Below are 23,756 nucleotides of genomic sequence, written 5' to 3' on the forward strand. Positions count from 1 at the left end.
TTTGCTCACCACAGTGCTATTCCTAAATTCTGCAAATCCTTATCCAGATCTTCTTGAGTATAGTGAATGTCAATCTCTCGCTTGGCAAGTTCTTTCTGGAAATCAAGTAAGTTGAGGTCAGCCAGTTCTCGAGTTTTTCCCATGCTTAACCTTTTCTTATCGTACAGGTAGCAAGCAAGATCAATTAAAAAATCCTGCTCAGTTAATTGCGCTTTTGCCAACGTCTCGTCTGAAATAATAAGTGCCATAAACTACTTTTTACTTATGAAAACGAAGCCCTTCACTAAGAGTTACTTCTAATACGGATCAACGTCAATCACTACATTAGTCTTTTTAAAGGCTTTTTCTTTGGTAAGTTTTACCGATTCATCGCGTAGAGCGGTTTTGATCGCTCGGATGTTGAGGTTCTTTTCCAGTTTGATGACTAACTGCATCAAGTACTGGTTGCGGAGGCGGCTAATCAGTGGTTCTTCGGGGCCTAGTACGCGGGAGCTGCCGATGCGATCTTTCAGAATATGTGCCAAGTGTACGGCGGCTAAATCTACTATCTTCTTATCCGGGTTTTTCACCGTGAGGCGGATGATGCGGACGAAGGGCGGGTAGTTGTACACTTCCCGCTCGTGAATCTCTTCTTCAAATAGACCAAGGTAATCGTTGGCAATAATTCGGTGCAGAATAGGTTGCTTGAGGTTGGTGGTCTGGATAATCACGCGGCCTACCTTATCACGCCGGCCGGAACGACCGCTTACCTGGGTAATAAGTTGGAAAGTGCGCTCGTGCGAACGGAAATCGGGGAAGTGAATCATGCGGTCGGCATCCAGGATGCCAACCAGGCTCACTCCATCAAAATCCAGCCCTTTACTTACCATCTGGGTACCAACCAAAAAATCCATTTCGTGGTTGGCAAAGCTTTCAATAATTAGCTCGTAGCTATTTTTTTTACGGGTAGTGTCTAAGTCCATACGCTGCACCCGGGATGTCGGCAATAAGGACTGAATTTCCTCCTCCAGCTTTTCGGTACCAAAACCTACTGATTTTACTTTGGTAGAGCCGCAAGCTTCGCAATCCTGAGGAACTATTTCGTGATGACCACAGTAGTGGCAACGCAGTTCGCGGGCGTACTGATGGTAGGTTAAACTCACGTCGCAGTTTTGGCACTTGGGAATATGAGCGCAGTCTTCACAGTGTAAAAAGGGCGCGTACCCCCGTCTGTTCTGAAAGATGATCGCTTGCTCTTTGTTATCTAGCACCGTTTGCATAGCATCCAGCAGCACTGACGAGAAATCTTCCCGCATGGTCTTTTGTTTCCGCTCCAGCTTAATGTCGACCAGCTCTATCTTAGGCAGTTGGGCGTTACCATAACGTTGGTTCAACGTGACCAAGCCGTATTTGGCATGACTAGCGTGGTAGTACGATTCAATAGAAGGAGTGGCCGAACCTAGCAGGGTTTTGGAATGATGCAAGCGAGCCAGCAGTAAGGCAACGTCACGGGCGTGGTAGCGAGGTGCCGGGTCAAACTGCTTGTAGGAAGTTTCGTGCTCCTCATCCACAATAATCAGACTCAGATTATCAAACGGTAGCAGCACGGCGGAGCGAACCCCGACCACTAGCGGATACTCACCCGCCAGAATGCCTTGCCAGACTTCCACTCGCTCGTTATCCGAAAAGCGGGAGTGGTAAATACCCATGCGGTCACCAAAGATTTTCTTCAACCGAAGCACAATTTGGGTCGTCAGGGCAATTTCAGGCAATAAGTAGAGTACTTGTCCGCCCGAATTGAGCACCTCCTGAATCAGGTCAATATAAATTTCGGTTTTCCCACTTCCGGTAATTCCGTGCAGTAGCACCGTATCTTTGGTTTGAAACTGCTCCAGTATTTGTTGCTTCGCTTGCGACTGATAATCAGTAAGAAAAACCTGATCCTGGGTAGGAGCTGTCGTTTCAAAGCGAGATACAATTTCTTCAAACTCTTCCAGTACCCCATTTTTCACTAGCGTGTTCACTGATGAAGCCGATAGGTTCCGGTCCATCAGCTGGCTTTTGGTGATTCCTACTTGGTTGGCTGAAGCACTTTGGTACTGCGGAACCGCGTGCAGATAAGCCAGGAGTACATCTAGTTGCTTAGGTCGCTTTTCCAGTGAACCGAACAGAATTTCTAGCTGATCGGGATTACGGGCGTAAGACGCCGCGAGACGAAGTTTCTTAACAATCTTTGGCTTATACTTTTCCTTTACCTCTTCGTAGATTAAAATTGCCTCTTTGGCAATCAGGGACTTAATTGTATTGTAAAAGCTCTTCTCCTGAAGCAGTTCACCAATTTCATTGTAGGTCAGGCTAGACTTTTCATTCAGTGCCTCCAGCACAACTTTCTCTTTCTCCGAGAACTCTATTCTAGCTAGATCCGCCTGATTCTCTTCTGAGAAAAAGTCAGGATTCAACTGCGCTTTAGATTCGCTGCTAAGTTTTAGCCCGGAAGGCAACGCAATATTCAGCACCTCGCCTACCGTACAAACGTAGTAGTCCGCAATCCACTCAAACAGTTTGATTTGCACGGGTTCTACAATCGGATTGTTATCCAGCACCTCCAGAATGTAGCGGGCATTGTACTTCTTAGGCGGATCATTATGCAACTTTCCCACTACCCCGGTCAGCACTCGCTTGCTGCCAAATTGCACAATCACCCGACTACCAATTTGCACCATTTCTTCCATCACCCGCGGAATACGGTAAGTGAACATCCGCGGGATAGGCACAGGTAAAATAATATCAGCAAACCAGGTCAGGCGTTCATCGGGAGCTTCTACATTCAGTACAACAGATTGCGATTTGGGCATAGTTCTGGGCAGCAATTTGTAAAGGTAAAAATTAATGGATAATTGAAAATGGACAATTGAAATTTGATGATGAATATTGATATAGGATGAATGACCAGAAAAAGATGTACTGTTTTAGGACAGTTGGTTGTATCAGAATGAAACACCCGAGCTAGGCAAAATGCCTTTAATTGCTCTCAGGCCACTTGGCACAGTATTATCAATATAATGACTAGTGAATAATGATTAATGAGTGATAGAAGTCGTTACTCTACGCTAGTAGCATTATTCATTCATCACCAATCATCATTCATCATGCTAAGAAGCTACCTCAAAATCGCCTACCGGAACCTGTTGAAGAATGAGGTTTTTAGTCTGATTAATATTCTAGGGTTTTTATTGGGCTTCGTTGCGGCTATTTTCATTGCACTTTATGTGGCTGATGAACTTAGCTTCGATGCCTTCCACACCAATGCTGACCGCATTTATCGAATAACTGAAACGGTATCAGATGAAAATGGCGAGCGGGAAGTAGTAGGTGCTGTTACCCAGATTGCCTCAGCAGCCGTAGAAAACTTTTCGGAAGTGGAAAATGCGGCTCGAGTTACGATCTTCGGAAGGATTACTTTAGGGTATAAAGAGTTTCGTGATTATGAACCAGTATGGTTTGCTGAACCTGCCTTCTTTGAGATTTTTGACTTCAAATTCATTGAAGGAGATCCCAAAACTGCTCTAGAAGAGCCTTTCACTATTGTGCTAACGGAAAGACTGGCCAAGAAATACTTTGGAAACGAATCGCCTTTGGGGGAAAGCATGTATGCAAACTGGTTTGGAACCGAAGTTACAGTAACGGGTGTCATAGAGGATTTTCCTTCTAATTCGCATTTGAACCCTCCTTTACTATTTTCTGCTGACTTTAAGGATTCATTTTGGGCAGAAAACGATTGGAGCTCGAGTGGACTTGACACATATCTTTTACTCGCTCCGGATGCCCAACCAGAGGAATTAGCGGATCAACTTACTGCCTTAGCTAATGAGCATCGTCCGGCCGATCAGCAGCAAAACCAGTATCATCTGCAAGCCCTTACCGATATACATTTTCACTCCCAGCACCTGGAAAACGATACTAATGCCCATAAGGGAGATATTGCTTACGTCTACGTTTTCACCGCTATTGGTCTACTGATTTTATTTATCGCGTTTGTGAACTACGTAAACCTCTCTACCGCTCGGGCGATGAAGCGCAGTAAGGAGGTAGGCTTACGCAAAACCGTAGGGGCCAACCGCCGACAACTGATCTTCCAGTTCATGGGCGAATCCCTACTAATTGTGATGCTAACCCTGGTAGTAGCAGTAACATTAGTACAATTACTGCTGCCCGCTTTCAACCAGCTATCAGATAAGACCTTAGAGTTAAGGCTTTTTGACAGCCCCTTACTGTTGGTGCTTGTATTCGCGGGTCTAATCTCAAGCTTACTAGCCGGCATCTATCCTGCCTTTTACTTATCCGGTATCAAACCTTCCCTCATTCTTAAACAGCCGTCGGGTAATCAGAGAAACTATACCTTCCGACAGTTGCTGGTAGTAGGGCAGTTTGCCATGGCAATTGTAATGATTACCGCGACAGTGGTAATTTATCGGCAGATGAACTTTATACGAAACACTGATCTCGGTTATGAGCGAGCGCAGCGACTTACTGTGGATATTAACAGCCAGCCGATGTGGGAAAAGTACGAAAGCATTAAAGCTGCTTTTCAGAAAATACCCACCGTAGAAAATGTGACCGTCACCAATCGGGTGCCGGGAGAGTGGAAAGGAATACCCGTAGCTGGAGTCAAAACTGAGAAGGCCTCTTTAGATTTTCTGTACTTTGCAGCCGACAAAGATTTTTTACCCACCTACGATATTCAACTACTACAAGGGCGCAATTTCCGCCACACCAAAGCTGACTCTGCCAAAGTGCTACTGAATGAAACTGCCGTAAGTGCTATGGGCTTAGTAGACCCCGTGGGGCAACTAGTAGAAGTGACCCATTTCCGCCAGGAGAAACTAGAGCAGCCTTTCGTCGCCGAAGTAATCGGGGTAATACAGGACGTACATTTTGAATCGGTAAGAGAGAAAGTTGCTCCGACCATGATTACCTACTACCAGAACCCTCTGCACCGGATTGACTACTACACGTTGCAGATCCATTCAAAAGATGTTCAACAAACCTTAGCTGACATAAAAGCGGTAACCAGTCAGTTTGACCCCGGCAGCCCACTGGAGTACCACTTTCTGGATGACCAGTTTGAGGAGCTTTACCTAGCCGATACCAAAACGGCTGAAATCATCGGTATTGCCGCCGCTCTAGCCATCTTTATTGCCTGTATGGGCCTATTTGGCCTGACTAATCTTTCGGTAGCCCAAAGAACGAAGGAAGTTGGCATTCGCAAAGTGCTCGGAGCCGAAGTATTGCATCTTACCTGGCTGATTGCTAAAAACTTTTTCAATTTAGTAGGCATTGCTTTTTTGATTGCCGCACCCTTTGCTTGGTGGCTTACCCGAACGTGGCTAAGTGAGTTTGCTTACCACATTAATATGTCAGTAACCTTGCTACTCCTGGCAGGGAGTATAGTACTACTGATCGCAGCCTTTACGGTCAGCTTTCAAACGATCCGAGCCGCACTAGCCAACCCGGTTGATTCACTTCGCTACGAATAAGTAATTTAAACTATGCTTAAAAACTACCTCAAAATTGCCTACCGTAACCTGTTGAAGAATAAAGTCTTCAGCCTGATTAATATTGTGGGTCTAGCTATCGGCATGGCAGCCTTTATACTCATTCTTCTTTATCTAAATTTTGAATTGAGTTACGACAGTTTTCATCAAAATGCCGAGAATATTTATCGTATTCCCAGAGAGGTTTATCAGGAGGGGGAACTCATAGACCATCGAGCAGCCAATGTACCAGCCGTAGGTCCTACATTGAAAGCTACATTTCCAGAAGTAAAAGACTTTGTGCGACTTACAGAAGCTAGAGAAAGTATGTCACCCTATGTAAGCTACCGAGATGAGCATATGGACGTTACTAGCTTTCTTATTGAAGATATTTATTTTGCTGGCCCCTCATTTTTGGATGTTTTTTCTTTCAATCTTATCAAAGGTGATAGCAACCAAGTTTTTAAGGCTCTCAACCAAGCCGTAATTTCTGCTACCACTGCTACTAAATTTTTTGGTAAGAACTGGCAGCAAGCTGAACTAGGAAGTGATAATGATCCACTAGGTAAGATGTTAATCTTACACCCGCATTGGCAAGATGAATATCCTGTTCAGATTGTAGGAATTTTGGAAGATATTCCTGACAACACTCATTTTAAATTTGAGATACTGCTTTCTCATCCTCAGCTTATTCGCGGGAGTAATGATAACCAATGGAGCTACCAGCATTTTTATACCTATATTCTTACTCACCCTCAAACTGAACGAGCTACTTTACAATCTAAAATAGAACAATGGAAACAGGAGAAACTCGCCCTGAATTGGGAAAAATATACCGACCAGGGTGACTGGATGGAGTTTCCGTTACAACCTCTAAAAAGTATTCACCTGGACTCAAATCTTCTATTTGAGTATAAAGAAAATGGGCAACGAGGAAACATCTATTTTCTCACGATCATTGCCATTCTGATACTCATCATTGCTTGGTTTAACTACATTAACCTGTCTACCACAAAATCTTTTGAACGGGCTAAAGAAGTTGGTCTCCGTAAGACAGTTGGAGCACAACGTAAGCAACTAATCTGGCAATTTCTGTTAGATACGGCCATTCTGAATGTGTTGGCTATGCTACTGGTTTTCACTATCCTACAACTATCACTCCCTTATTTTAATAACCTAACTGGGGCTGATTTGACTTTTGCCCTTTGGTGGAAAGGTACTTCTCACGCAGATCTGTTTTGGGGTCTACTCATCACGCTGTTTGTCATGAGTACACTATTGGCAGGCGTGTATCCGGCACTTATGCTTTCTTCTTTCTCTCCGGTGAAAGCATTGAAAGGTAAAACTATCAATTTCAATCCTGCTACTCGCTATAGTTTACGAAAGTCACTAGTCGTGTTTCAATTTATGATTACTATCATATTAATTGCGGGAGCCTTGGTAGTACAGAAACAGCTAGTATACTTACATAATAAAAATCTGGGATTTGACGCTTCTCAGAAGTTCGTTATCAACACTACTTTTTTCAAGGATAGTATCTATCAGGGAAAATTAGAGGCTTTTAAAGAGGGAATATCCCAGTATGCAGCCATTGATGGGGTAACTTCCTCTTCAACGATCCCCGGTACTATTAACTGGGATTGGTACTATGGAAGAGTAGATAAGGAGGAATGGAATTCTTATACGATTATCAGCACCGACTACAACTTCTTTGACTTCTACGAAATAGATGTGATTGCTGGAAGAACGTTTTCAAGAGATTACCCATCAGATCAGAAAGCGGTAGTTATTAATGAAGCCGCCATGCAAGCATTGGGCTATGAAAATGTAGAAGCAGCTTTAAATGAGAAAATAAGGGATAATATTCACCCAAATAATTCTTATGAGATTGTAGGGATTGTTAAAAACCATCACCAAACGTCAACTCAACACGACTACAATCCCATCTTATTTATTCTGGATGGTGGTTACTTTGAAGCAGGGAAAGAAAATATTAGTAGAATAAGTTTTGCCTATCGAGATAACCAATTCGTCTCGATAAATATTCAACCTACCTCAGATGCATCTGTAGAACCTATCGGAAATGCAGTAGACCACATCACCTCCACTTGGCAAGATTTCTTTCCTGATAAACCACTGGATTACTTTTTTCTGGACAACCAGTTTGATCGGCAGTATCAATCTGACCGTCGCTTTGGAAAAATATTTAGTTTGTTCACCACTTTAGCTATTTGCATTGCTACTCTTGGGTTATTTGGACTTTCTTCCTACACAACGCTAGCTCGTACTAAGGAAGTTGGCATTCGGAAAGCCTTGGGATCTTCAGTGGCTCAAATTCTCTATTTGTTATCTAAAGAAGTAATCAGAATGGTAGTCATCGCCAGTATTGTCGCCATCCCGTTTGCCTATTTTGCTATTCGTTGGTGGCTGTCTAATTATGCTTTTCAGACCAATATTCCTTGGTGGTTGCTAGCAATGCCACTTGGTATTATCCTAATCATTGTGATCTTAACCATTAGTTACCATACTATCAAAGCGGCATTTGTCAATCCTGTGAATTCCTTACGCTACGAATAACTATTTTAGTAAATAGCCATGCTAAGAAACTACCTCAAAATTGCCTATCGCAACCTACTGAAGAATAAAGTCTTCAGCCTGATTAATATTGTGGGTCTAGCTATCGGCATGGCCGCTTGCTTACTGATTTTACAGTATGTTTCTTTTGAGTTGAGTTATGACGACTTTCATGAGAAGGGGGATCAGATTTACCGAGTAGTTAATGATCGCTATCAAAATGGCGAGCTTATCCAACATGGTACCATCACCTATTCTCCGGTAGGAGCTGCCATGAACGAAGACTTTGAGGAGGTAGTACGTAGTACTGAGGTATTTCCCACGGGAGAGATAGTAATTGATTACCGGAATAAAAAGATCGTTGCTGAGAATACCCTGGCCACTGATTCTTCTTTCCTAAACCTGTTCTCTTTTCCCGTAAAAGCCGGGAATATCACCACTGCCTTACAGGATATACAAGCAGTGGTACTGACCACTTCCTTAGCTCGCCGACTCTTTGATGAGAAGAATGAAAACTGGGAAGAATACATCGGGAAAACGATTATGCTAGATGATATATCCGACCCATTTGTAGTAACCGCTGTAGTAGATGTTCCGAAAAATTCCCATCTACGCTTCAGTCTGCTGATTTCTATCCCAGCCGTCATCGACTGGACTGAAAACGAAGACTCAAAATGGAACTGGTCTGATTTCTACCATTATGTTCAACTTAAGCCGGATGTGAATCAGCAAGATTTTGAGGGAAGGCTAGTCGATTTCAGTGAACGATATTTTAAAGGAGACCAAGTATCGGGTAGTGTTGAGAAGTTCAGCTTACAACCGCTAGAAAAAGCCCATTTGTATTCTGATTTTGAGTATGAGATAGGCGTTACCGGAAGCAGTACAGTTGTATGGGAACTACTAATTATTGCCATCGCAATCTTGACTATCGCCTGGATTAATTATATCAACTTAGCTACTGCCAAGTCGCTGGAACGGGCCAAAGAAGTGGGTATTCGTAAAGTAGTGGGGACTAAGCGACGGCAACTTATCAGACAGTACATGATGGAGTCTTTGCTAATCAACGTACTGGGGATTTTAATTGCTTTCACTGTTACCCAAGTTGTTCAAATTAGCTTCAACCGTTTGCTTCAACAAGACCTATCGCTGACTTACCTGCTAAGTACCGGAGGAAATGCTCGTTTCATCGTAGCATTGTTAGGTACAATGACGTTACTGGGCATCTTGGCATCTGGCTTTTACCCCGCCTTTGTTCTTTCTTCTTACCAGCCTACTAAAGTGCTGAGTGGTAAGTTTTCTCAGAATAAAAGTAGTAGTTTTCTCAGAAGGAGCCTTACCGTAACCCAGTTCGCCGCTTCGGTAACCCTGATGGTTGGCTCATTAGTTGTCTACCAACAAATTTTATTCATCCAGCAGCAGAAATTAGGAGTTACCATCGACCAGATATTAGTGATTCGCTCACCGAACCAGGCTCAGTGGGATTCTACCTACATTGATCGGGTGAATAGTTTTAAAGATGCTATTGAAAGGGAAGCATCTATCAGCCAAGCGGCTAGTTCTAACCGGGTGCCTGGTCAACGGATGGGGCGAGTCTTCAACGTGCGGAGTGACCGTACCCAAGAAGGTACCCGCCTTGCCAGCAGCTTTATGGGTGTAGATGCCGATTTTGTAAAACTATATGATGTTCAGCTACTGGCCGGAAGAAACTTTAGGTTGGGTGATTATCATGCTGAGTGGGATCGGTTGCACACCATTCTACTGAATGAGTCTGCGGTTAAACTATTAGGTTTTACGACTAACGAAGAGGCACTAGGCGAAACCGTATGGACCAATGACAAGCCTTGGGAAGTAGTTGGTGTAGTAGCCGATTTTCACCAACAGTCGCTGCGCCATCCGATTGAGCCGATACTATTTCAGCCTACCTATTCTACGTACAACCCAATTTCCGTGAAGCTACTGACGCAGCAATTGCCCACTACCCTCGAGCTACTGGAAGAAAAGTATACCGCATTTTTTCCAAATAACCCCTTTGACTACTACTTTCTGGATGAACGCTTTCAGCAGCAGTATCAGCAAGACTTTTTATTCGGAAGGGTCTTTGGGCTTTTTACCGCACTGGCGCTTCTGGTGTCCTGCATAGGATTATTTGGTTTATCATCGTATACCATCTTCCGGCGCACCAAAGAGATCGGAGTTCGTAAAGTATTGGGAGCCTCCATAGGCAGTATTGTTACCTTGCTTTCCAGAGAATTCGTTAAGCTTATCCTGATAGCTAGTTTACTGGCTTTACCATTGGCTTATTTTATTATGCAACAGTGGTTAGAAAGCTATGCCTTCCGAATCGATATTAGTTGGTGGCTATTTCTACTACCGCTAGCAGTCGTGCTGCTTATCGCGCTGCTGACTATCAGTTTTCAAACCATTAAAGCTGCTTTGGCTAATCCAGTGAATTCACTACGGTATGAATAAATGTAAATTCTCTAAAGACGGTTCACTGTTCAGCTCGTTCTTTCAATGCCCGGTTCATGGCAATAAATCCGGCTTGCGTGGTTTCTCCTGCTTGCTTCATAATTAATCCGCGTAGTAGGCCACTAAATTTCTCCTGCTGAATAAGTTTCACCTGCTGAGGGGCTATTTCTTCAATAACAAAAATGTGGTGCCCATCAAATATTCCCGGAATCCATAAATGTCCTAACCATTCTAAACGCCGATTTTCTTCTACGCTAATCAGCTTAGGGGAAAAAGTCATTGTCTTATCGCCTTGTTTCATTTGATTAGTAAGACGGCTGCCTTTCAGTGCTTTGCCTGAAGAACTTACAATAAATGGGTTCCATTCTTGGTAAGCCGAAAAATTCGTAAGCACTTGCCACACTCGTTTAGCCGAGGCGTTAATAATAATTTCTGTCGTCAGTTCTTTCATAATCATAATAAGGTGAAGGGTAGAACGGCAAAGGGTAAAAGGGCATACGGTGCTGAACCTTCAATCTTTTACCCTCCACCATCTTCTCAAAGGTAAGCCAGCGGAGTGGTAGGTAACATTATCTTTTGTAAAGAAATAAACTACTTTTCCGACATGCGTTTGCGGATACGACTCAGCGAAACTGGGGTGATACCCAGAAAAGAGGCAATGTAATGCTGAGGCACCCGCTGAAACCACGCAGGTTGCGTAGCCAGCAGCTTTTGGTAGCGTTCCTCGGGCGAGTCCAAAATATGAGAGGAGAGAATACGCTGAGCATTAATAAACCGCTGCTCGGTAATCCGACGAGCCATAATCTGAAAATTGACGGAGTAGTTGTACACCTTCATCAGATTCTCATAGCTGATCACCAGTAACTCACTATCCTCTAAGGTTTCTAGGCACTGTTGGCTGGGGGTTTGCTGTAACAGGCTTTCCAATGAAGTGGCGAACAGATTTTCCAGAAAGATAAAAGCCGTAATCTCTTCTCCTTCTCTAGGATAAAACAGCCGGAGACAACCTTGATTGATGAAGTACACCTCTTGCGCTACTGTCCCTTCCTCGATCAGCAAAAACCTTTTGGGCACTTCGCGGTACACACATTGATTTTCCAGATAGGTTAGTTCTGAAGCAGATAAAGGTGCTAGCTGAGTTACGTAGCTCCGAAGCTGGGAACACATATTAAGCAGAAGGTAAACCGAACGCCGAAATGTTGGCGTAGACCCGCCAATCATTGATCTTACTTCCTTCAAAGCGGTATATGTCGGTGCAGGGTACTACGATGTTAGCCTGATCCTTTAGCCGGAAAAAAAACGAATCAACCTCTACCACTAACGCGTTATCCTGACTTACGACCAGCTTCATATCATGACCCTTCCACTGCACCAAGCTATTTTGCCAGACCATATAGTGCTCAATATCCTCAATCCCATAGACGGGCTCCCGATCAGCTACTTTGTACAATGCTTGGGGAGTAAAGTAGTTAGCTGCAGCGACCCAATCACTCTGACCTACCAGTCGCTCCATCGTCTGGACAATATCTAACAAATCGGCAGTTTGGTTCATTATTGGTTGTTTAAAATCTCATATTAGGAAAGAAACACTTCTATTACGCCCTACGAGGCACGGGGGTTACGATCATTTCCACGTACGATTTACTTACATAATCATGATACATCATTATTGACAAATGTACAGTATGTGCTTTCAGGAAAGCCAAAGTAGTTGAGCAAAATACTTAGCTACGTCGCTTTGGGGTTAAAACACATGCTATCTTCCAGGATTTTGTAGGACGGGAACTTCGCAAAACGAGGGTTTTGTGCTAAATTGACCATTCGCAAACTGCATCGTTTTATTTTTTATCAAAGAATACGCAACATAATGAAAAAAAGACCTAACAAGCAAAATGTTCTACCTCGTCGCAATTTCCTAAAGGGAGCCGCTACTTCCGCTGCTTCGTTCATGATTGTGCCCCGCTACGTACTAGGTGGCACCGGTTATCAGGCTCCTAGCGATACAGTAAACGTGGCCGCCATTGGCGCGGGCGGTATGGGGGCTAATAACATGAAAGCCCTTACCAGTCAGAATATCGTGGCCTTGGCTGACGTAGACTACGGCCGGGTAAGAGACTCCGTAAGTCGGGATGATCGCGCTGAGCTAAAAGCCGCTTATGAGAAAGCTACTTGGTACAAAGACTTCCGCAAGATGATGGAGGAGCAGAAAGATGATATTGATGCGGTAGTAATTGCCACGCCCGATCACTTTCACGCAGTAGCCGCTAGTGCCGCCATGCAAATGGGCAAGCATGTGTATGTACAAAAACCCTTGACTTACTCAGTAAAAGAAGCCCGCGAGCTAAAGCGAATTGCTAAGGAAACCGGCGTAGTTACCCAAATGGGAAACCAGGGGCACTCTAGTGACGATGCCCGCCAAGTGAATGAGTGGGTGCAAGCCGGAGCCATCGGTCCGGTACGCGAGGTACATGTTTGGACGAATCGCCCGATCTGGCCTCAAGGAGTTCCTCGTCCTACTGCCGAAGTAGGTAGCGATATGAAATGGAACCGAGGTGGCTTGGAAGACCGTATGATCAAAGCCATGAACGGCAAATACAAAGTACCGAAGGACCTGGATTGGGATGTATTCTTGGGGCCCGCCCCGCAACGGGAGTACCATCCAATTTATCACCCCTTTAACTGGCGAGGCTGGGTCGATTGGGGCGTAGGAGCTTTAGGAGATATGGGAGCTCACCTGATAGATCACCCGTACTGGGCACTTGGGTTAGAGTACCCTGATACGGTGCAGGGAACTTCTACTCCTTGGGGAGGTAACGAAGAAGATCGGGCAACCTATCCACTATCTACTACTGTTCACTATACTTTCCCCGCACGAGGGATGCTACCCGAAGTAACCATGCACTGGTATGATGGCGGGTTGATGCCTGCTCGTCCGGCAGAATTGCCCGACGATGTAGAACTAGACCGAGGGGGTGGGGTAATCTTTCAGGGAGAGAAAGGTATTCTGTATCATAAAACTTACGGCTCTGATCCGAAAATGTACCCGCAGTCGCTAATGGAGCAGTATGCGGACACGCCCCAAACCTACAAGCGCATTGAAGGAGGGCGAGGTGCCCACGAAATGAACTGGATTCGCGCTATTAAGGGTGAAGAGAAAATCTCTTGTCCGTTTGAGTACGCCGCTCCGCTCAACGAAACTATGCTACTCGGAGTAGTTGCTCTGCATGCTCCCGGTGAGATACTACGCTACGACGGTGAAAAAATGGAATTTACCAATAATAAAGATGTGAACCGTCACCTCCACCGCGAGTACCGCGATGGCTGGAGTATAGCGTAACTTTATTTCCAGACAAACTTAAGCCTGGTTGTTTTGACTAGGCTTTTTTGCTAGCAAATCAATTTTTCTCTATGAGCACCATCAACCTACTTACTTTTACTGTATTTTCGGTAGTCTCCGTACTTTGTGGATCGATTTGGGCGCAATCACTAGAGATAAACTACTCGGGAGTAGTGTTCGATAATGATGATCATCGGGATACTTACACTGAAGAAATGCTGATACTCGCCGAGCATTTAGGGGTTCTTGACCTAAAAGCGATTATTACCACCTACCAACATAGTGAATATCCCGAATTTGTAAGAGGCAGGGAGGAGATACGGAAAAAAGCAAAACAGGCCGAATTAAAAGTCGACTATGAGTTATTTTCTGGGGCTAATGAAACCCTCACGGTTCCATCATCAGGAAAAATAAAAGATACTAAGCCATTAGATATTGACGGTAGTCTGTTTATTGTATCTGAGGCAAAAAAGGCATCTCCCACTCAACCTCTAGCTATCCTAACTGGTGGACAACTAACGTCAGTTGCCAATGCTTATCTTTTGGATAGCACAATTGCCGACCAAATTATCGTGCTAGGATTATTCGGAGCACCCAAGATCGATTACAATGCTAATCTAGACTCTTGGGCTTGGACGATTATTCTTGCTAAAATGAAGGTGATCTCATTTAAATTTAGAGAAGATAACGGTGATTTTGGCAAGGCCTTTCTTCAAATGCCTTCAGTGCCTAAAGATCGCTTACAGGAAGTACTTCCTGGCAATGCATTTACTCAGTGGATGATTGACAAGCGGCATCCTAGCCAGGAAATTCTGCAACAGGATGCTGATGGCAACGCCTTAGCTACTTTATTAAGCGACAAATATATAACTGACTACCAAAGGTGGTCTTTCCAAAAGGTTGACCCTGACAATCATCATCCTATTATGATATTAGATCAAAAAGGAAAAGTACATGAGATTCTGAGTGCTAATAAAGAAATCGGTACTAAAACATATTGGCAAATTCTCACCTCTTATGCCCAAATTAATTGAGTTATGTTCTTGTTGGAGTCGTTTTTCAGTTCATATCTTTACCAGTAACATCAATCTGTAGCTTTATGACTTATGCAGTTGTCTACTCAACACATTCTTCTGGCGAAAAATAGAATTACCATTCATCATATTAATTTTTTGTAATCCTCCAACAGTATCTTCTAATGGATTTGAGTATATTGCCTACTTATTCCTAACCTGTATTTACCATGCGTCACCACTTTTTACTTCTCATTCTATCGACAGCTTTTTTGCCCACCGGGCTACTGGCTCAACAAAAGCAGCATACCGATAAGTTTGAACAACTGGGACCCGCTATGTTGCCAACTCCCAATGTGTACCGGGCGGGCTCTGGGGCACCGGGGCATCAGTATTGGCAGCAACGGGCTGATTACAAAATCACCTGCGAGATTAACGATGATAACCAGCGATTAACTGGCTCGGAGACGATTACCTACTATAATAATTCCCCCGATGTGCTGGATTACTTGTGGCTGCAACTCGACCAGAACATGCGAGCCGAAGACTCAGATACCTACAAGACCCGCACCAATAGCCTATCGAATAAAATGAATATTGACAACCTGGAGGCGATTATCGGTTACGGCTTCGACGGCGGACATAAAATTCAGGCAGTAAAGGATGCGGATGGAAACGATATTTCCTATACTATTAACCGTACCATGATGCGGGTAGATATTCCTGAGCCACTGAAACCGGGGGAGAACGTGACCTTTTCGGTAGACTGGTACTACAATATTAACGATCGTAATCTGATGGGAGGCCGGGGTGGCTATGAGTACTTCCCAGAGGATGGAAACTACTTGTACACGATTACGCAGTGGTTTCCCCGTATGGCGGTATACGACGACCACAACGGTTGGCAACATAAGCAGTTTTTAGGAAGGGGCGAGTTCGCTCTTACTTTCGGTGATTACGAAGTAGAAATCACGGTTCCTTCCGATCATATTGTAGCTTCTACCGGAACCCTGCAAAATCCAGAAGAGGTACTAACTACTGAGCAGCGTGACCTGCTGGCGCAATCCAAAACCGCGGATAAACCCGTAATTATCGTTAGTCAGGATGAAGTAGAGAAAAAAGAGAAGCGGCAAGCCAAAGACACCAAAACCTGGATTTACCACGCCGATAGTGTGCGCGATTTTGCCTTCGGTAGCTCGCGTAAGTATATCTGGGATGCTATGGGCGTAGATATTGATGGACGCACCGTGATGGCGATGTCCTACTATCCCAAGGAAGGCAATCCTCTGTGGGAGCAGTACTCTACCGAAGTAGTAGCGCATACCCTCAAGACTTATTCTAAGTTTACTATTCCATATCCGTACCCCAAAGCTATTTCGGTGGAAGCTTCTAACGGTATGGAGTACCCAATGATCTGCTTCAACTACGGTCGCCCGGCTGCGGATGGTACGTACTCCGAACGAATCAAATACGGTATGATTGGAGTGATTATTCACGAGGTAGGTCATAACTTCTTCCCCATGATTGTCAATTCTGATGAGCGGCAGTGGACGTGGATGGATGAAGGTTTAAATACTTTTGTGCAGTACTTAACCGAACAGGAGTGGGATCGCAACTATCCTTCTCGCCGTGGCCCAGCATTCAAAATTGTGCCTTACATGAGTGGCGATAAATCGCAGATCAGTCCAATTATGACCAATTCTGACCAAGTACAGAACTTAGGCCCCAACGCTTACGCTAAGCCCGCTACTGCGTTGAATGTTCTGCGGGAGACTGTAATGGGACGAGATCTATTTGACTATGCTTTCAAAACCTATGCTGAACGCTGGGCTTTTAAGCACCCTGAGCCGGGTGACTTCTTCCGTACTATGGAAGATGCTTCTGGTACCGACCTGGATTGGTTCTGGCGAGGCTGGTTCTATACTGTAGACCACGTAGATGTTGGTATTGATAATGTGAAGTACTATCAGATCAATACCAAGAACCCCGAAGTAGAAAAGCCCATTGCCAAGCAACGCTACCAAGAGCGGGAAAAACATATTAGCCAGACGTACAATGAGGAAGATGTAGCCACTACTGCTATTGAGGCTGATCCAGCTCTTCGGGATTTCTATAATCGCTACGATCCATTCTCAATATCTCCCGCCGACCAGCGAGCCTACGACTCATTTATCGCCAGCCTAAACGATAAGGAGCGTAAACTGGTAGAGTCAGGCAAGCATTTCTACGAAATTAACTTTAGCAATATTGGTGGATTGATTACGCCCGTAATTCTTGGCTGGACCTACGAAGACGGCAGTACCGAGATTGAACGTATTCCGGCGGAGGTATGGCGATATAACTCTAATAAGGTGACCAAAGTATTTGGTAAAGACAAGAAGGTGACCCAGATCGTGGTTGACCCTTACCGCGAAACGGCCGATACCGATGAGACCAATAACTATTTCCCGAAGCAGAACATCCCTACCCGCTTTGAAGTATTCAAACAGAAGCAGAACGCCCGGGGGACTTCCGGCCCTAACCCCATGCAACAACAACGCAAGCGAGGCAATAGCGATGTAGGCAACGAATAGTGAATGATGATTGATGAGTAATGATTAATGGTAAGCAGTTAGTCATTATTCACCAATCATTATTCATCAGAACTTTATGGTTTCTTCTACCCTACCGCATTTAAGCATATCGTCGCCAAAGTAGGGGTTGCGAATTTCTTCGGCATTACTCAGCCAGTAGGCTCCTCGGTCGTTAAAGGCCATAGGGCAATACTGCTTATACAATGTTTTATTTCCCCCATCTTGCGTTTCTAATAGCTCGTACAGATGTACAGACAAACTATCGAAGTACATTCGTTGAGTGTCTAAATCGGTTACAGTAGCAATTTGTTTGGCACTCTGTTGTACCCCCATCATATTAGTAGCATCAATAACCTCTAACATACTCATTGCCTTCGCTTGGGATTCTTCCGGACTGGAAGTAACCAGTGCATCTTTTAGTAATAAGTACTGATCTACTACCGAGGCTAAGTTCTTCTCTTCTGATGATTGGTTATCATTGGCGGGAGAAGTGTTAGCCGATTGCTCTGAGGCAGAATTGGTACAAGCTGCTAGGAAGACCAATGAGATGGTAAAGATGAATAAGTTTTGAATAGGTCGCATCATTATAGTATTCGGGTTTAGAAGTCCTGATTTTATGTTTCACCGCGTAGGTACTTAACCATGTTATTGACAAACAGTTTGCTGTGCTTTAGTATCGATAATACTGTAAGGCTTTTTACAAATCTGAAGATACGAGCAATTCTTCTGTCAAAATCCAAGCGGTTTGAACGTTAGTAATCGAGTCGGTTGGTCGCGTATAGGCACAAAACAGCCGATTATTGGCCTGAGCAATGATTGGGAAACCACTACTGCGGGCAACTCCTACTTCCGTTAGCGTAACGGACTGCCCTAGAGCACCGGAGGAATTTACCGCTATTAATTTTATACCTGCTTTATCACTGCTGCTTTCCATCCAACTGACTACAGCGGTAGTTTCATTAATCATTTCAATATCCACTCTGCCCAGTGGCGGTTGCTGATCAATCTGAATGGGCTTGCCAAATGTTTTTCCGCCATCGCCGGAGAAGATAACCTGCACCTTGGGAATATCATTCGCAGCGGTGAACCATACTACGGCGACGTAATTCTTATAGACACTGATCGCCGGGCCATTCACCGGGCAACCGGCAATCTGCCAACCGTCGTCGTGCAACGGGTACGGGGCCGACCAGCCTTTAGCTGTTTGACGCACCACGTAGATATCGCGAATTTCATCATCAGTACGATTGCGGTACACCATAATGGCACTGTCAGAAGTTAAGGCTGCATCGGTTTGACAACAACCGCAAATCCGGTTGTCCAGATAATAGCCTGCCTGAGCGGTGCCATCGGGTGTGATAATATTCGTATACAGATTCATAGCTCCGTTCTCCTGTTTCGTCTGACGACCATCTAACCACACCGATAGTATTTGAGTAGAAGATAGGGGCAGTAGCGTGACAAAGCCATGTTCAGCTGCCACGCCGTCTTGGTGCAGCACCGCCGGAGTGCTCCAGTCGGTTTGCTGAGAGTCAGCTAAGGAAATTTTTATATCATAATCGTAGGTTCCCTCCGCGCTCTTTTGAAGATAGTGAGCCACCGCAAAAGAATCAGTCACGGCCATAGAAGGAAAGTCAGCCCAATTGACGAACCAATCTTCACCCTGAGCAATGGTTTTCAGCGAAAAACTGCGTTGGCAACTGCTAAGAAATACTACAATTAGAAAAAGAACGTAGAAACTGCACCGAATCATGGGAGGGCCTTAAGCTGATTCATGGCTTCGGCATCATTCCATTCCTTACTGCCGATAACCGTTTCTACCAGCTCACCCGCAGAGTTAATTAGAAAGGTAGTGGGCAAGGAGTAGATATTTAGATTCTCAATGGGGGTTTTGGTATGCACAAACTGGAAAGTAAAATCTCGTTTCTCAGTAAACTTCTGGATTTTAGCTAAATCTTCGTAGGAAGCCACCAGAAAAACGTACTCTTCGCCCAATTGCTCCGCCGCCTCACTTATGGAGGGCATTTCTATGATACAAGGTTTGCACCAAGTAGCCCAAAAATTTAGAAATACTTTTTTACCCTTCAGGGCTTCCCAACTAATCGGGTTCCCATCCAAATCGAGTAATTCAATAGCGGTAATATCCACTTCCGTATCGGCCACAGTTTGGGTGCTGTTTTCTTCGCTTACCTCAATTTGGTATGAAGCATTTTCCGGCGACGAACATCCCGCGAGAAATAGCCAAGAAAGTAGGGTGATGGTGTAGTACATTGTTGATTGTTTTAAATGGTTCAATTGTTCAGCGGCTAAATTGGTGATTAGTTATTAGTTCATGGTTGATAGTCGGCAGTCCACAGGTCTAGAAGCTTAAAGTGTTCGGGTGTTGGGAATTAGTCATTACTCATTCTCTACTACCCATTGCCCCACGCCAATTAATCATTATTCATTAACTAGTGGGCTCTATCAACAATCAATTTTAAATTCCGTTCTCCGTTGCTAACTGCTAACTGCTAACTGCTAACTGCTAACTGCTAACTGCTTCACTGCCCTTTGTTCCAACGATAGATAACTTCTTGGGCTGGTTTATTCTGAGGCGTAAAGCGGCTGTTGTTAACCCCGCCCGAACGGTGGTGGGGTACACTCCACTTCCACAAGAAGCCGCCCCCGTACCAGGGTTCGGTATTGAACGTCTCGTAAAGAGCATCGTAAGCGGTGCGTTGCGCCCACATATCGGTGGTTAGTTCGCTTTCGCTCATATTCCAATGCTCGCCCGCACTGTGAATCATACTGCGGTAGCCGTATTCAGTGAAGATTAACGGACGGTTTAACGACTGACTAAACGAAGCCAATTTTTTCTTAATGGGCTTCCACCCTTGCATTAGCTCTTCTTTAGACGGTTTAGGCTGATCCGAAAGCGGAAAATATCCGTCAATGCCGATATAGTCCAGGTCTTGCCAGAACGTAACATTGTGGTAGTTATCCCAGTTGGCAGCGTAGGTAAGTGGCCCATCGTATACTTGGCGCACGTCGCGAATAAGCGATCGCCAAAACTCCGGTCGTTGCTTTACTGAGTGCCGCACTTCCGTGCCAATACAGAATAATTCTACCGAAAGTGAATCGGCCAACTTAGCAAACGCTAATACATAGTCGCGGTAATCTTTTTCCCAAGTAGCCCAGGCTTCCGGATTTCCCAGATCAAAATCACCGGGCCAACCCTGGTTCTTTACCCACAGGTGAGGCTTTACCATCACCTTCATTCCTCGGTCGTGGGCCATTTCTACGCAGTGGGCAATTCCGGTCAAGCTTTCGCCCCAGTAGTAGTACTTCTTTTGGCCTTGCCACCGCACAAAGGTTTCTCCGGGAATGCTAAAAGCGTAAGGAACTAATGCTACCCAGTTGAACCCTAACGAGTCTACAGGACCTAACTCATGCGATTCAAACGGGTCGCGCGGCCCTTCCAAATTAATTCCTTTGATAAGATCAGCACGGTACGGAGGATGGACTTGTTCAGAATGGGCTGAGTCGCAACGGGTGAGCAAGCCAAGAACGATAGTACCTGCGAGTAGATAAACTGTAGCGTAGAAGGCAGTATGTTGCGACATAATCCTTACTTAGTTTATTGAATTTAACAGTAACAACCCGTAATGCAGTTCATAGTTTTCTTAGGCTTTAATTCTCTTGACTAACGGCGGATGCATAATAACTTCGTAAAATGGTATACTGGCAAGCTATAACTCTGGGTTTTGCTTCAGTGTATCTGAATTGCGACGGGTTTGCGCCTTGCCTTCTTGCGCGTTATAGTAAATCCGTTGAGTAGGATACGCAAAATCAATATCTTCCTGCTCCGCAAAAGCAGTAAGCACTTCTTCCCAGATTTTATGCTCAGTCGTACGTCGTTTGCGGGGGTTACAGAGATAACGGATGGTGAGCGATACTCCGTTTTCAATCACCCGGGTGTACACTATGGGAGTAAGATTAGTGTAAAAAATCAGGTACTGCTTAGAAGCTTCCATTAGTCGTTTGGCGGCTGTACGAGATAGCTGATCGACGTGGGTATGAACTACATCTTCTAGGATAGTTTTGGCTTTTTTCCAGTTACTCTCGAAGGTTACCCGAACTTCAATCTCATTCCAAATATGATTGAACCCCTGGGTGAAGTTAGCCTGGGGCTCCCTAAATACTTTACCGTTAGGAATATGAATGATTCGCCCGGTACTCTGGTCGGCATCCACCCAGTTTCTGATCTCATTGATGGTAAATTGGTAGAACCGAATATCAATTACATCACCCGCAAATTCGCCGATCTGAACCCGATCGCCAATTTCAAACGGGCGACGTAGTAAAATAAATACCCAGCCTGCTATGTTAGCAATAGGTTCTTGCAAGGCAATGGCCAGCCCTGCCCCAACCAAACCAAAGAACGTAGCTAGCGACCCTACCCGATCTATCCAAATAGAGCCAATAATAATAACCAGCAGTAGGTTAGTCAGGTTTTTTATACCGTTTCGCCAGTAATAACGATCCTTTGGATTCTTTACTCCCCGAAAGATAAGTTTCAACCCAAAGAACCGAAATAGCCACAATCCTAAGATTACCAGCAGCGAGTAGGCAATTTTTAGTTGGATGGCTTGGCTAATCATCCAGTTTTCGGCAATCCATTCAGAAATATTCATGTAGGCTCCGGTTGCAAAAAGTAATACTAGGCTAACGCTTACAAAAATCAAGGGGAAAACGATAGAAAGCAACTACCCCACTTGGTTTATTCAAATAATAGCAATTATTCTTCGTACCAGTGTTGCTGCCGTAAGTCGGAAAAATTGATTTTTCAATTACCCACTAGCTATTCTCAGGAAGAAGTATATTGCATCAGTGAACCAGATTAAGAACTACGTATGCCTCAATTATTATTTTTTTGTTGGATTTTCTCACTAGCCTTGGCTACCACTGCAAGTGCCCAAAACCAACCCCGCCCCAACATTTTACTAATTTTTACTGATGACCAGGGGGCGCTGGATATGAACTGCTACGGCTCCGCCGATTTGCAAACTCCCAATATGGATACGCTAGCCGCCTCGGGGGTTCGGTTTACCCAGTTCTATGCCGCCGCTCCGGTTTGCTCGCCCTCCCGAGCTGGATTACTTACCGGGCGCACTCCATTGCGGGCGGGGCTACCGGGCAACGTTCCTATTCCCTATCGTCGGGAAGGAGCGGGCTTGCCCACCGAAGAAGTTACTATTGCCGAAATGCTGAAAGAGGGTGGCTACAAAACTGGCCATATTGGAAAGTGGCACCTAGGGCACATTCCCGACAAGCAACCCACCGGGCAGGGCTTTGATTATAGCTTCGGCCATATGGTGGGCTGCATTGATAACTACAGTCATTTCTTCTATTGGAATGGACCTAATGTTCATGATTTGTGGCGTAACGGCCAGGAGGTTCATTATCCCGGTCGGTTCTTCCCGGATTTAATGGTAGAGGAGGCGAATCAGTTTCTGGAGCAAAATCAAGACACCACTTTCTTTCTCTATTGGGCCATTAACGTGCCTCATTATCCGTACCAAGGCTCGCCGGAGTGGCTGGAAACTTACGCCGATCTACCCTCGCCCCGGCGAGAATACGCGGCTTTTGTCTCCACAATGGACGAAAAAATTGGGGCAGTGCTAAATAAGTTGGATGAGCTGGGGCTGCGGGAGAAGACGTTGGTAATTTTTCAGTCGGATCATGGGCATTCGGTAGAAGAACGGGCGATGTTTGGCGGAGGCAATGCCGGAGATTATCGAGGGGCTAAGTTCAGCTTGTTTGAAGGCGGCATTCGGGTTCCGGCTATTGCCAGTTGGCCGGGCACACTGCCCGAAGGGGAAATACGCAATCAGTTGTCAGTAAGTACCGATTGGCTCCCCACCATCGCGGATTTTTGTGAAGTAAGTGTTCCGCAGACGGTGCTGGACGGAAAAAGTCTGGTTCCGCTACTTCGCGATGCTACGGTAGACTCACCGCACGAAACAGTGTACTGGCAAACCGGACGCGGCGAAAGTAGCCAGTGGGCCGTACGCCAAGGCGACTGGAAACTGATTGGCTACCCGCGTGACCCCGTACAACCCGATCGTTTGGTAGTAGCTGATAGCTTGTTTCTGTCGAACTTATCGCAAGATATTTCGGAGTCGACGAACCTTGCTGGGCAGCATCCGCAAAAAACGGAAGAACTTCATCAGTTGTACCAGCAGTGGTTAGATGAAATCACCCAAGAAAATCAACTCAGAAATTATGAGTAGCACAT

General features: G+C 45.0%; 17 protein-coding genes. 7 read left to right on the forward strand and 10 right to left on the reverse strand.

The features are described 5' to 3' along the window. Nucleotides 1-5 precede the first annotated feature (5 nt). Together P0M28_RS17125 and priA are read right to left on the reverse strand one after the other, a co-directional pair. Entirely contained in the window at nucleotides 6-248 is a 243-nt protein-coding gene (locus P0M28_RS17125; RefSeq protein WP_302203766.1) for a UPF0175 family protein, read from the reverse strand. Between the two features lie 48 nt (nucleotides 249-296). Then, the gene (gene priA, locus P0M28_RS17130) at nucleotides 297-2,834 is read right to left on the reverse strand and encodes a replication restart helicase PriA (RefSeq protein ID WP_302203767.1); all 2,538 of its coding nucleotides are present in this window, start codon (nucleotides 2,832-2,834) and stop codon (nucleotides 297-299) included. 294 nt (nucleotides 2,835-3,128) lie between these two features. On the opposite strand from priA, the gene P0M28_RS17135 reads away from it, so the two are divergent. Genes P0M28_RS17135 through P0M28_RS17145 form a run of 3 tightly spaced genes read left to right on the forward strand, consistent with a single transcriptional unit; the run spans nucleotide 3,129 to nucleotide 10,556 of the window. Further along, on the forward strand, nucleotides 3,129-5,516 hold the full coding sequence (locus tag P0M28_RS17135) for an ABC transporter permease (protein WP_302203768.1): 2,388 nt from the start codon (nucleotides 3,129-3,131) through the stop codon (nucleotides 5,514-5,516). Between the two features lie 12 nt (nucleotides 5,517-5,528). Next, on the forward strand, nucleotides 5,529-8,090 hold the full coding sequence (locus tag P0M28_RS17140) for an ABC transporter permease (protein WP_302203769.1): 2,562 nt from the start codon (nucleotides 5,529-5,531) through the stop codon (nucleotides 8,088-8,090). A gap of 18 nt (nucleotides 8,091-8,108) precedes the next feature. Beyond that, nucleotides 8,109-10,556, forward strand: coding sequence for an ABC transporter permease (locus P0M28_RS17145; RefSeq protein ID WP_302203771.1), 2,448 nt, complete (start codon nucleotides 8,109-8,111; stop codon nucleotides 10,554-10,556). Between the two features lie 22 nt (nucleotides 10,557-10,578). Here P0M28_RS17145 and P0M28_RS17150 read toward each other — a convergent pair whose 3' ends face one another. The 3 genes from P0M28_RS17150 to P0M28_RS17160 all read right to left on the reverse strand — a co-directional run bounded on the left by P0M28_RS17150 (nucleotide 10,579) and on the right by P0M28_RS17160 (nucleotide 12,108). Then, a complete protein-coding gene (locus P0M28_RS17150; protein ID WP_302203772.1) occupies nucleotides 10,579-11,007 on the reverse strand; it encodes an SRPBCC domain-containing protein in 429 nt (142 codons plus the stop codon). A gap of 140 nt (nucleotides 11,008-11,147) precedes the next feature. Further along, nucleotides 11,148-11,723 carry a Crp/Fnr family transcriptional regulator gene (locus P0M28_RS17155; RefSeq protein WP_302203773.1) on the reverse strand — a complete coding sequence of 192 codons (576 nt, stop codon included), beginning with the start codon at nucleotides 11,721-11,723 and terminating at the stop codon, nucleotides 11,148-11,150. 1 nt (nucleotide 11,724) lies between these two features. Then, entirely contained in the window at nucleotides 11,725-12,108 is a 384-nt protein-coding gene (locus P0M28_RS17160; protein ID WP_302203775.1) for a nuclear transport factor 2 family protein, read from the reverse strand. A gap of 315 nt (nucleotides 12,109-12,423) precedes the next feature. Between P0M28_RS17160 and P0M28_RS17165 the strand changes: the two genes are divergently transcribed. The 3 genes from P0M28_RS17165 (at nucleotide 12,424) to P0M28_RS17175 (ending at nucleotide 17,479) form a co-directional block, all read left to right on the forward strand. Continuing rightward, a complete protein-coding gene (locus P0M28_RS17165) occupies nucleotides 12,424-13,893 on the forward strand; it encodes a Gfo/Idh/MocA family protein (protein WP_302203777.1) in 1,470 nt (489 codons plus the stop codon). A 71-nt stretch (nucleotides 13,894-13,964) separates the two neighbouring features. Beyond that, nucleotides 13,965-14,927 (forward strand): hypothetical protein, encoded by a 963-nt coding sequence (locus P0M28_RS17170; RefSeq protein ID WP_302203779.1) that lies wholly within the window; start codon nucleotides 13,965-13,967, stop codon nucleotides 14,925-14,927. A gap of 209 nt (nucleotides 14,928-15,136) precedes the next feature. Next, entirely contained in the window at nucleotides 15,137-17,479 is a 2,343-nt protein-coding gene (locus tag P0M28_RS17175; protein ID WP_302203780.1) for a M1 family metallopeptidase, read from the forward strand. A 66-nt stretch (nucleotides 17,480-17,545) separates the two neighbouring features. Here P0M28_RS17175 and P0M28_RS17180 read toward each other — a convergent pair whose 3' ends face one another. The 5 genes from P0M28_RS17180 to P0M28_RS17200 form a co-directional block, all read right to left on the reverse strand. Further along, nucleotides 17,546-18,064 carry a DUF3347 domain-containing protein gene (locus P0M28_RS17180; RefSeq protein WP_302203782.1) on the reverse strand — a complete coding sequence of 173 codons (519 nt, stop codon included), beginning with the start codon at nucleotides 18,062-18,064 and terminating at the stop codon, nucleotides 17,546-17,548. A 112-nt stretch (nucleotides 18,065-18,176) separates the two neighbouring features. Further along, on the reverse strand, nucleotides 18,177-19,232 hold the full coding sequence (locus P0M28_RS17185) for an exo-alpha-sialidase (protein ID WP_302203783.1): 1,056 nt from the start codon (nucleotides 19,230-19,232) through the stop codon (nucleotides 18,177-18,179). Continuing rightward, nucleotides 19,229-19,750 carry a TlpA family protein disulfide reductase gene (locus P0M28_RS17190; protein ID WP_302203784.1) on the reverse strand — a complete coding sequence of 174 codons (522 nt, stop codon included), beginning with the start codon at nucleotides 19,748-19,750 and terminating at the stop codon, nucleotides 19,229-19,231. The genes P0M28_RS17185 and P0M28_RS17190 overlap by 4 nt, the downstream gene beginning before the upstream one ends. 269 nt (nucleotides 19,751-20,019) lie before the next feature. After that, the gene (locus P0M28_RS17195) at nucleotides 20,020-21,081 is read right to left on the reverse strand and encodes a glycoside hydrolase family 113 (protein ID WP_302203785.1); all 1,062 of its coding nucleotides are present in this window, start codon (nucleotides 21,079-21,081) and stop codon (nucleotides 20,020-20,022) included. Nucleotides 21,082-21,207: 126 nt separating this feature from the next. Further along, on the reverse strand, nucleotides 21,208-22,152 hold the full coding sequence (locus tag P0M28_RS17200; protein WP_302203786.1) for a mechanosensitive ion channel family protein: 945 nt from the start codon (nucleotides 22,150-22,152) through the stop codon (nucleotides 21,208-21,210). Nucleotides 22,153-22,413: 261 nt separating this feature from the next. Between P0M28_RS17200 and P0M28_RS17205 the strand changes: the two genes are divergently transcribed. Continuing rightward, on the forward strand, nucleotides 22,414-23,751 hold the full coding sequence (locus P0M28_RS17205) for a sulfatase-like hydrolase/transferase (protein ID WP_302203787.1): 1,338 nt from the start codon (nucleotides 22,414-22,416) through the stop codon (nucleotides 23,749-23,751). Nucleotides 23,752-23,756: the final 5 nt, after the last annotated feature.

Source organism: Tunicatimonas pelagia (assembly GCF_030506325.1).
In the GTDB taxonomy this organism is placed as follows: Bacteria; Bacteroidota; Bacteroidia; order Cytophagales; family Cyclobacteriaceae; genus Tunicatimonas; species Tunicatimonas pelagia.

Excerpts from the sequence above, each read along its gene's own strand:
- P0M28_RS17125 (WP_302203766.1), bottom strand. The coding sequence starts at position 248 with ATGGCACTTATTATTTCAGACGAGACGTTGGCAAAAGCGCAATTAACT.
- priA (WP_302203767.1), bottom strand. The coding sequence starts at position 2,834 with ATGCCCAAATCGCAATCTGTTGTACTGAATGTAGAAGCTCCCGATGAA.
- P0M28_RS17135 (WP_302203768.1), top strand. The coding sequence starts at position 3,129 with ATGCTAAGAAGCTACCTCAAAATCGCCTACCGGAACCTGTTGAAGAAT.
- P0M28_RS17140 (WP_302203769.1), top strand. The coding sequence starts at position 5,529 with ATGCTTAAAAACTACCTCAAAATTGCCTACCGTAACCTGTTGAAGAAT.
- P0M28_RS17145 (WP_302203771.1), top strand. The coding sequence starts at position 8,109 with ATGCTAAGAAACTACCTCAAAATTGCCTATCGCAACCTACTGAAGAAT.
- P0M28_RS17150 (WP_302203772.1), bottom strand. The coding sequence starts at position 11,007 with ATGAAAGAACTGACGACAGAAATTATTATTAACGCCTCGGCTAAACGA.
- P0M28_RS17155 (WP_302203773.1), bottom strand. The coding sequence starts at position 11,723 with ATGTGTTCCCAGCTTCGGAGCTACGTAACTCAGCTAGCACCTTTATCT.
- P0M28_RS17160 (WP_302203775.1), bottom strand. The coding sequence starts at position 12,108 with ATGAACCAAACTGCCGATTTGTTAGATATTGTCCAGACGATGGAGCGA.
- P0M28_RS17165 (WP_302203777.1), top strand. The coding sequence starts at position 12,424 with ATGAAAAAAAGACCTAACAAGCAAAATGTTCTACCTCGTCGCAATTTC.
- P0M28_RS17170 (WP_302203779.1), top strand. The coding sequence starts at position 13,965 with ATGAGCACCATCAACCTACTTACTTTTACTGTATTTTCGGTAGTCTCC.
- P0M28_RS17175 (WP_302203780.1), top strand. The coding sequence starts at position 15,137 with ATGCGTCACCACTTTTTACTTCTCATTCTATCGACAGCTTTTTTGCCC.
- P0M28_RS17180 (WP_302203782.1), bottom strand. The coding sequence starts at position 18,064 with ATGATGCGACCTATTCAAAACTTATTCATCTTTACCATCTCATTGGTC.
- P0M28_RS17185 (WP_302203783.1), bottom strand. The coding sequence starts at position 19,232 with ATGATTCGGTGCAGTTTCTACGTTCTTTTTCTAATTGTAGTATTTCTT.
- P0M28_RS17190 (WP_302203784.1), bottom strand. The coding sequence starts at position 19,750 with ATGTACTACACCATCACCCTACTTTCTTGGCTATTTCTCGCGGGATGT.
- P0M28_RS17195 (WP_302203785.1), bottom strand. The coding sequence starts at position 21,081 with ATGTCGCAACATACTGCCTTCTACGCTACAGTTTATCTACTCGCAGGT.
- P0M28_RS17200 (WP_302203786.1), bottom strand. The coding sequence starts at position 22,152 with ATGAATATTTCTGAATGGATTGCCGAAAACTGGATGATTAGCCAAGCC.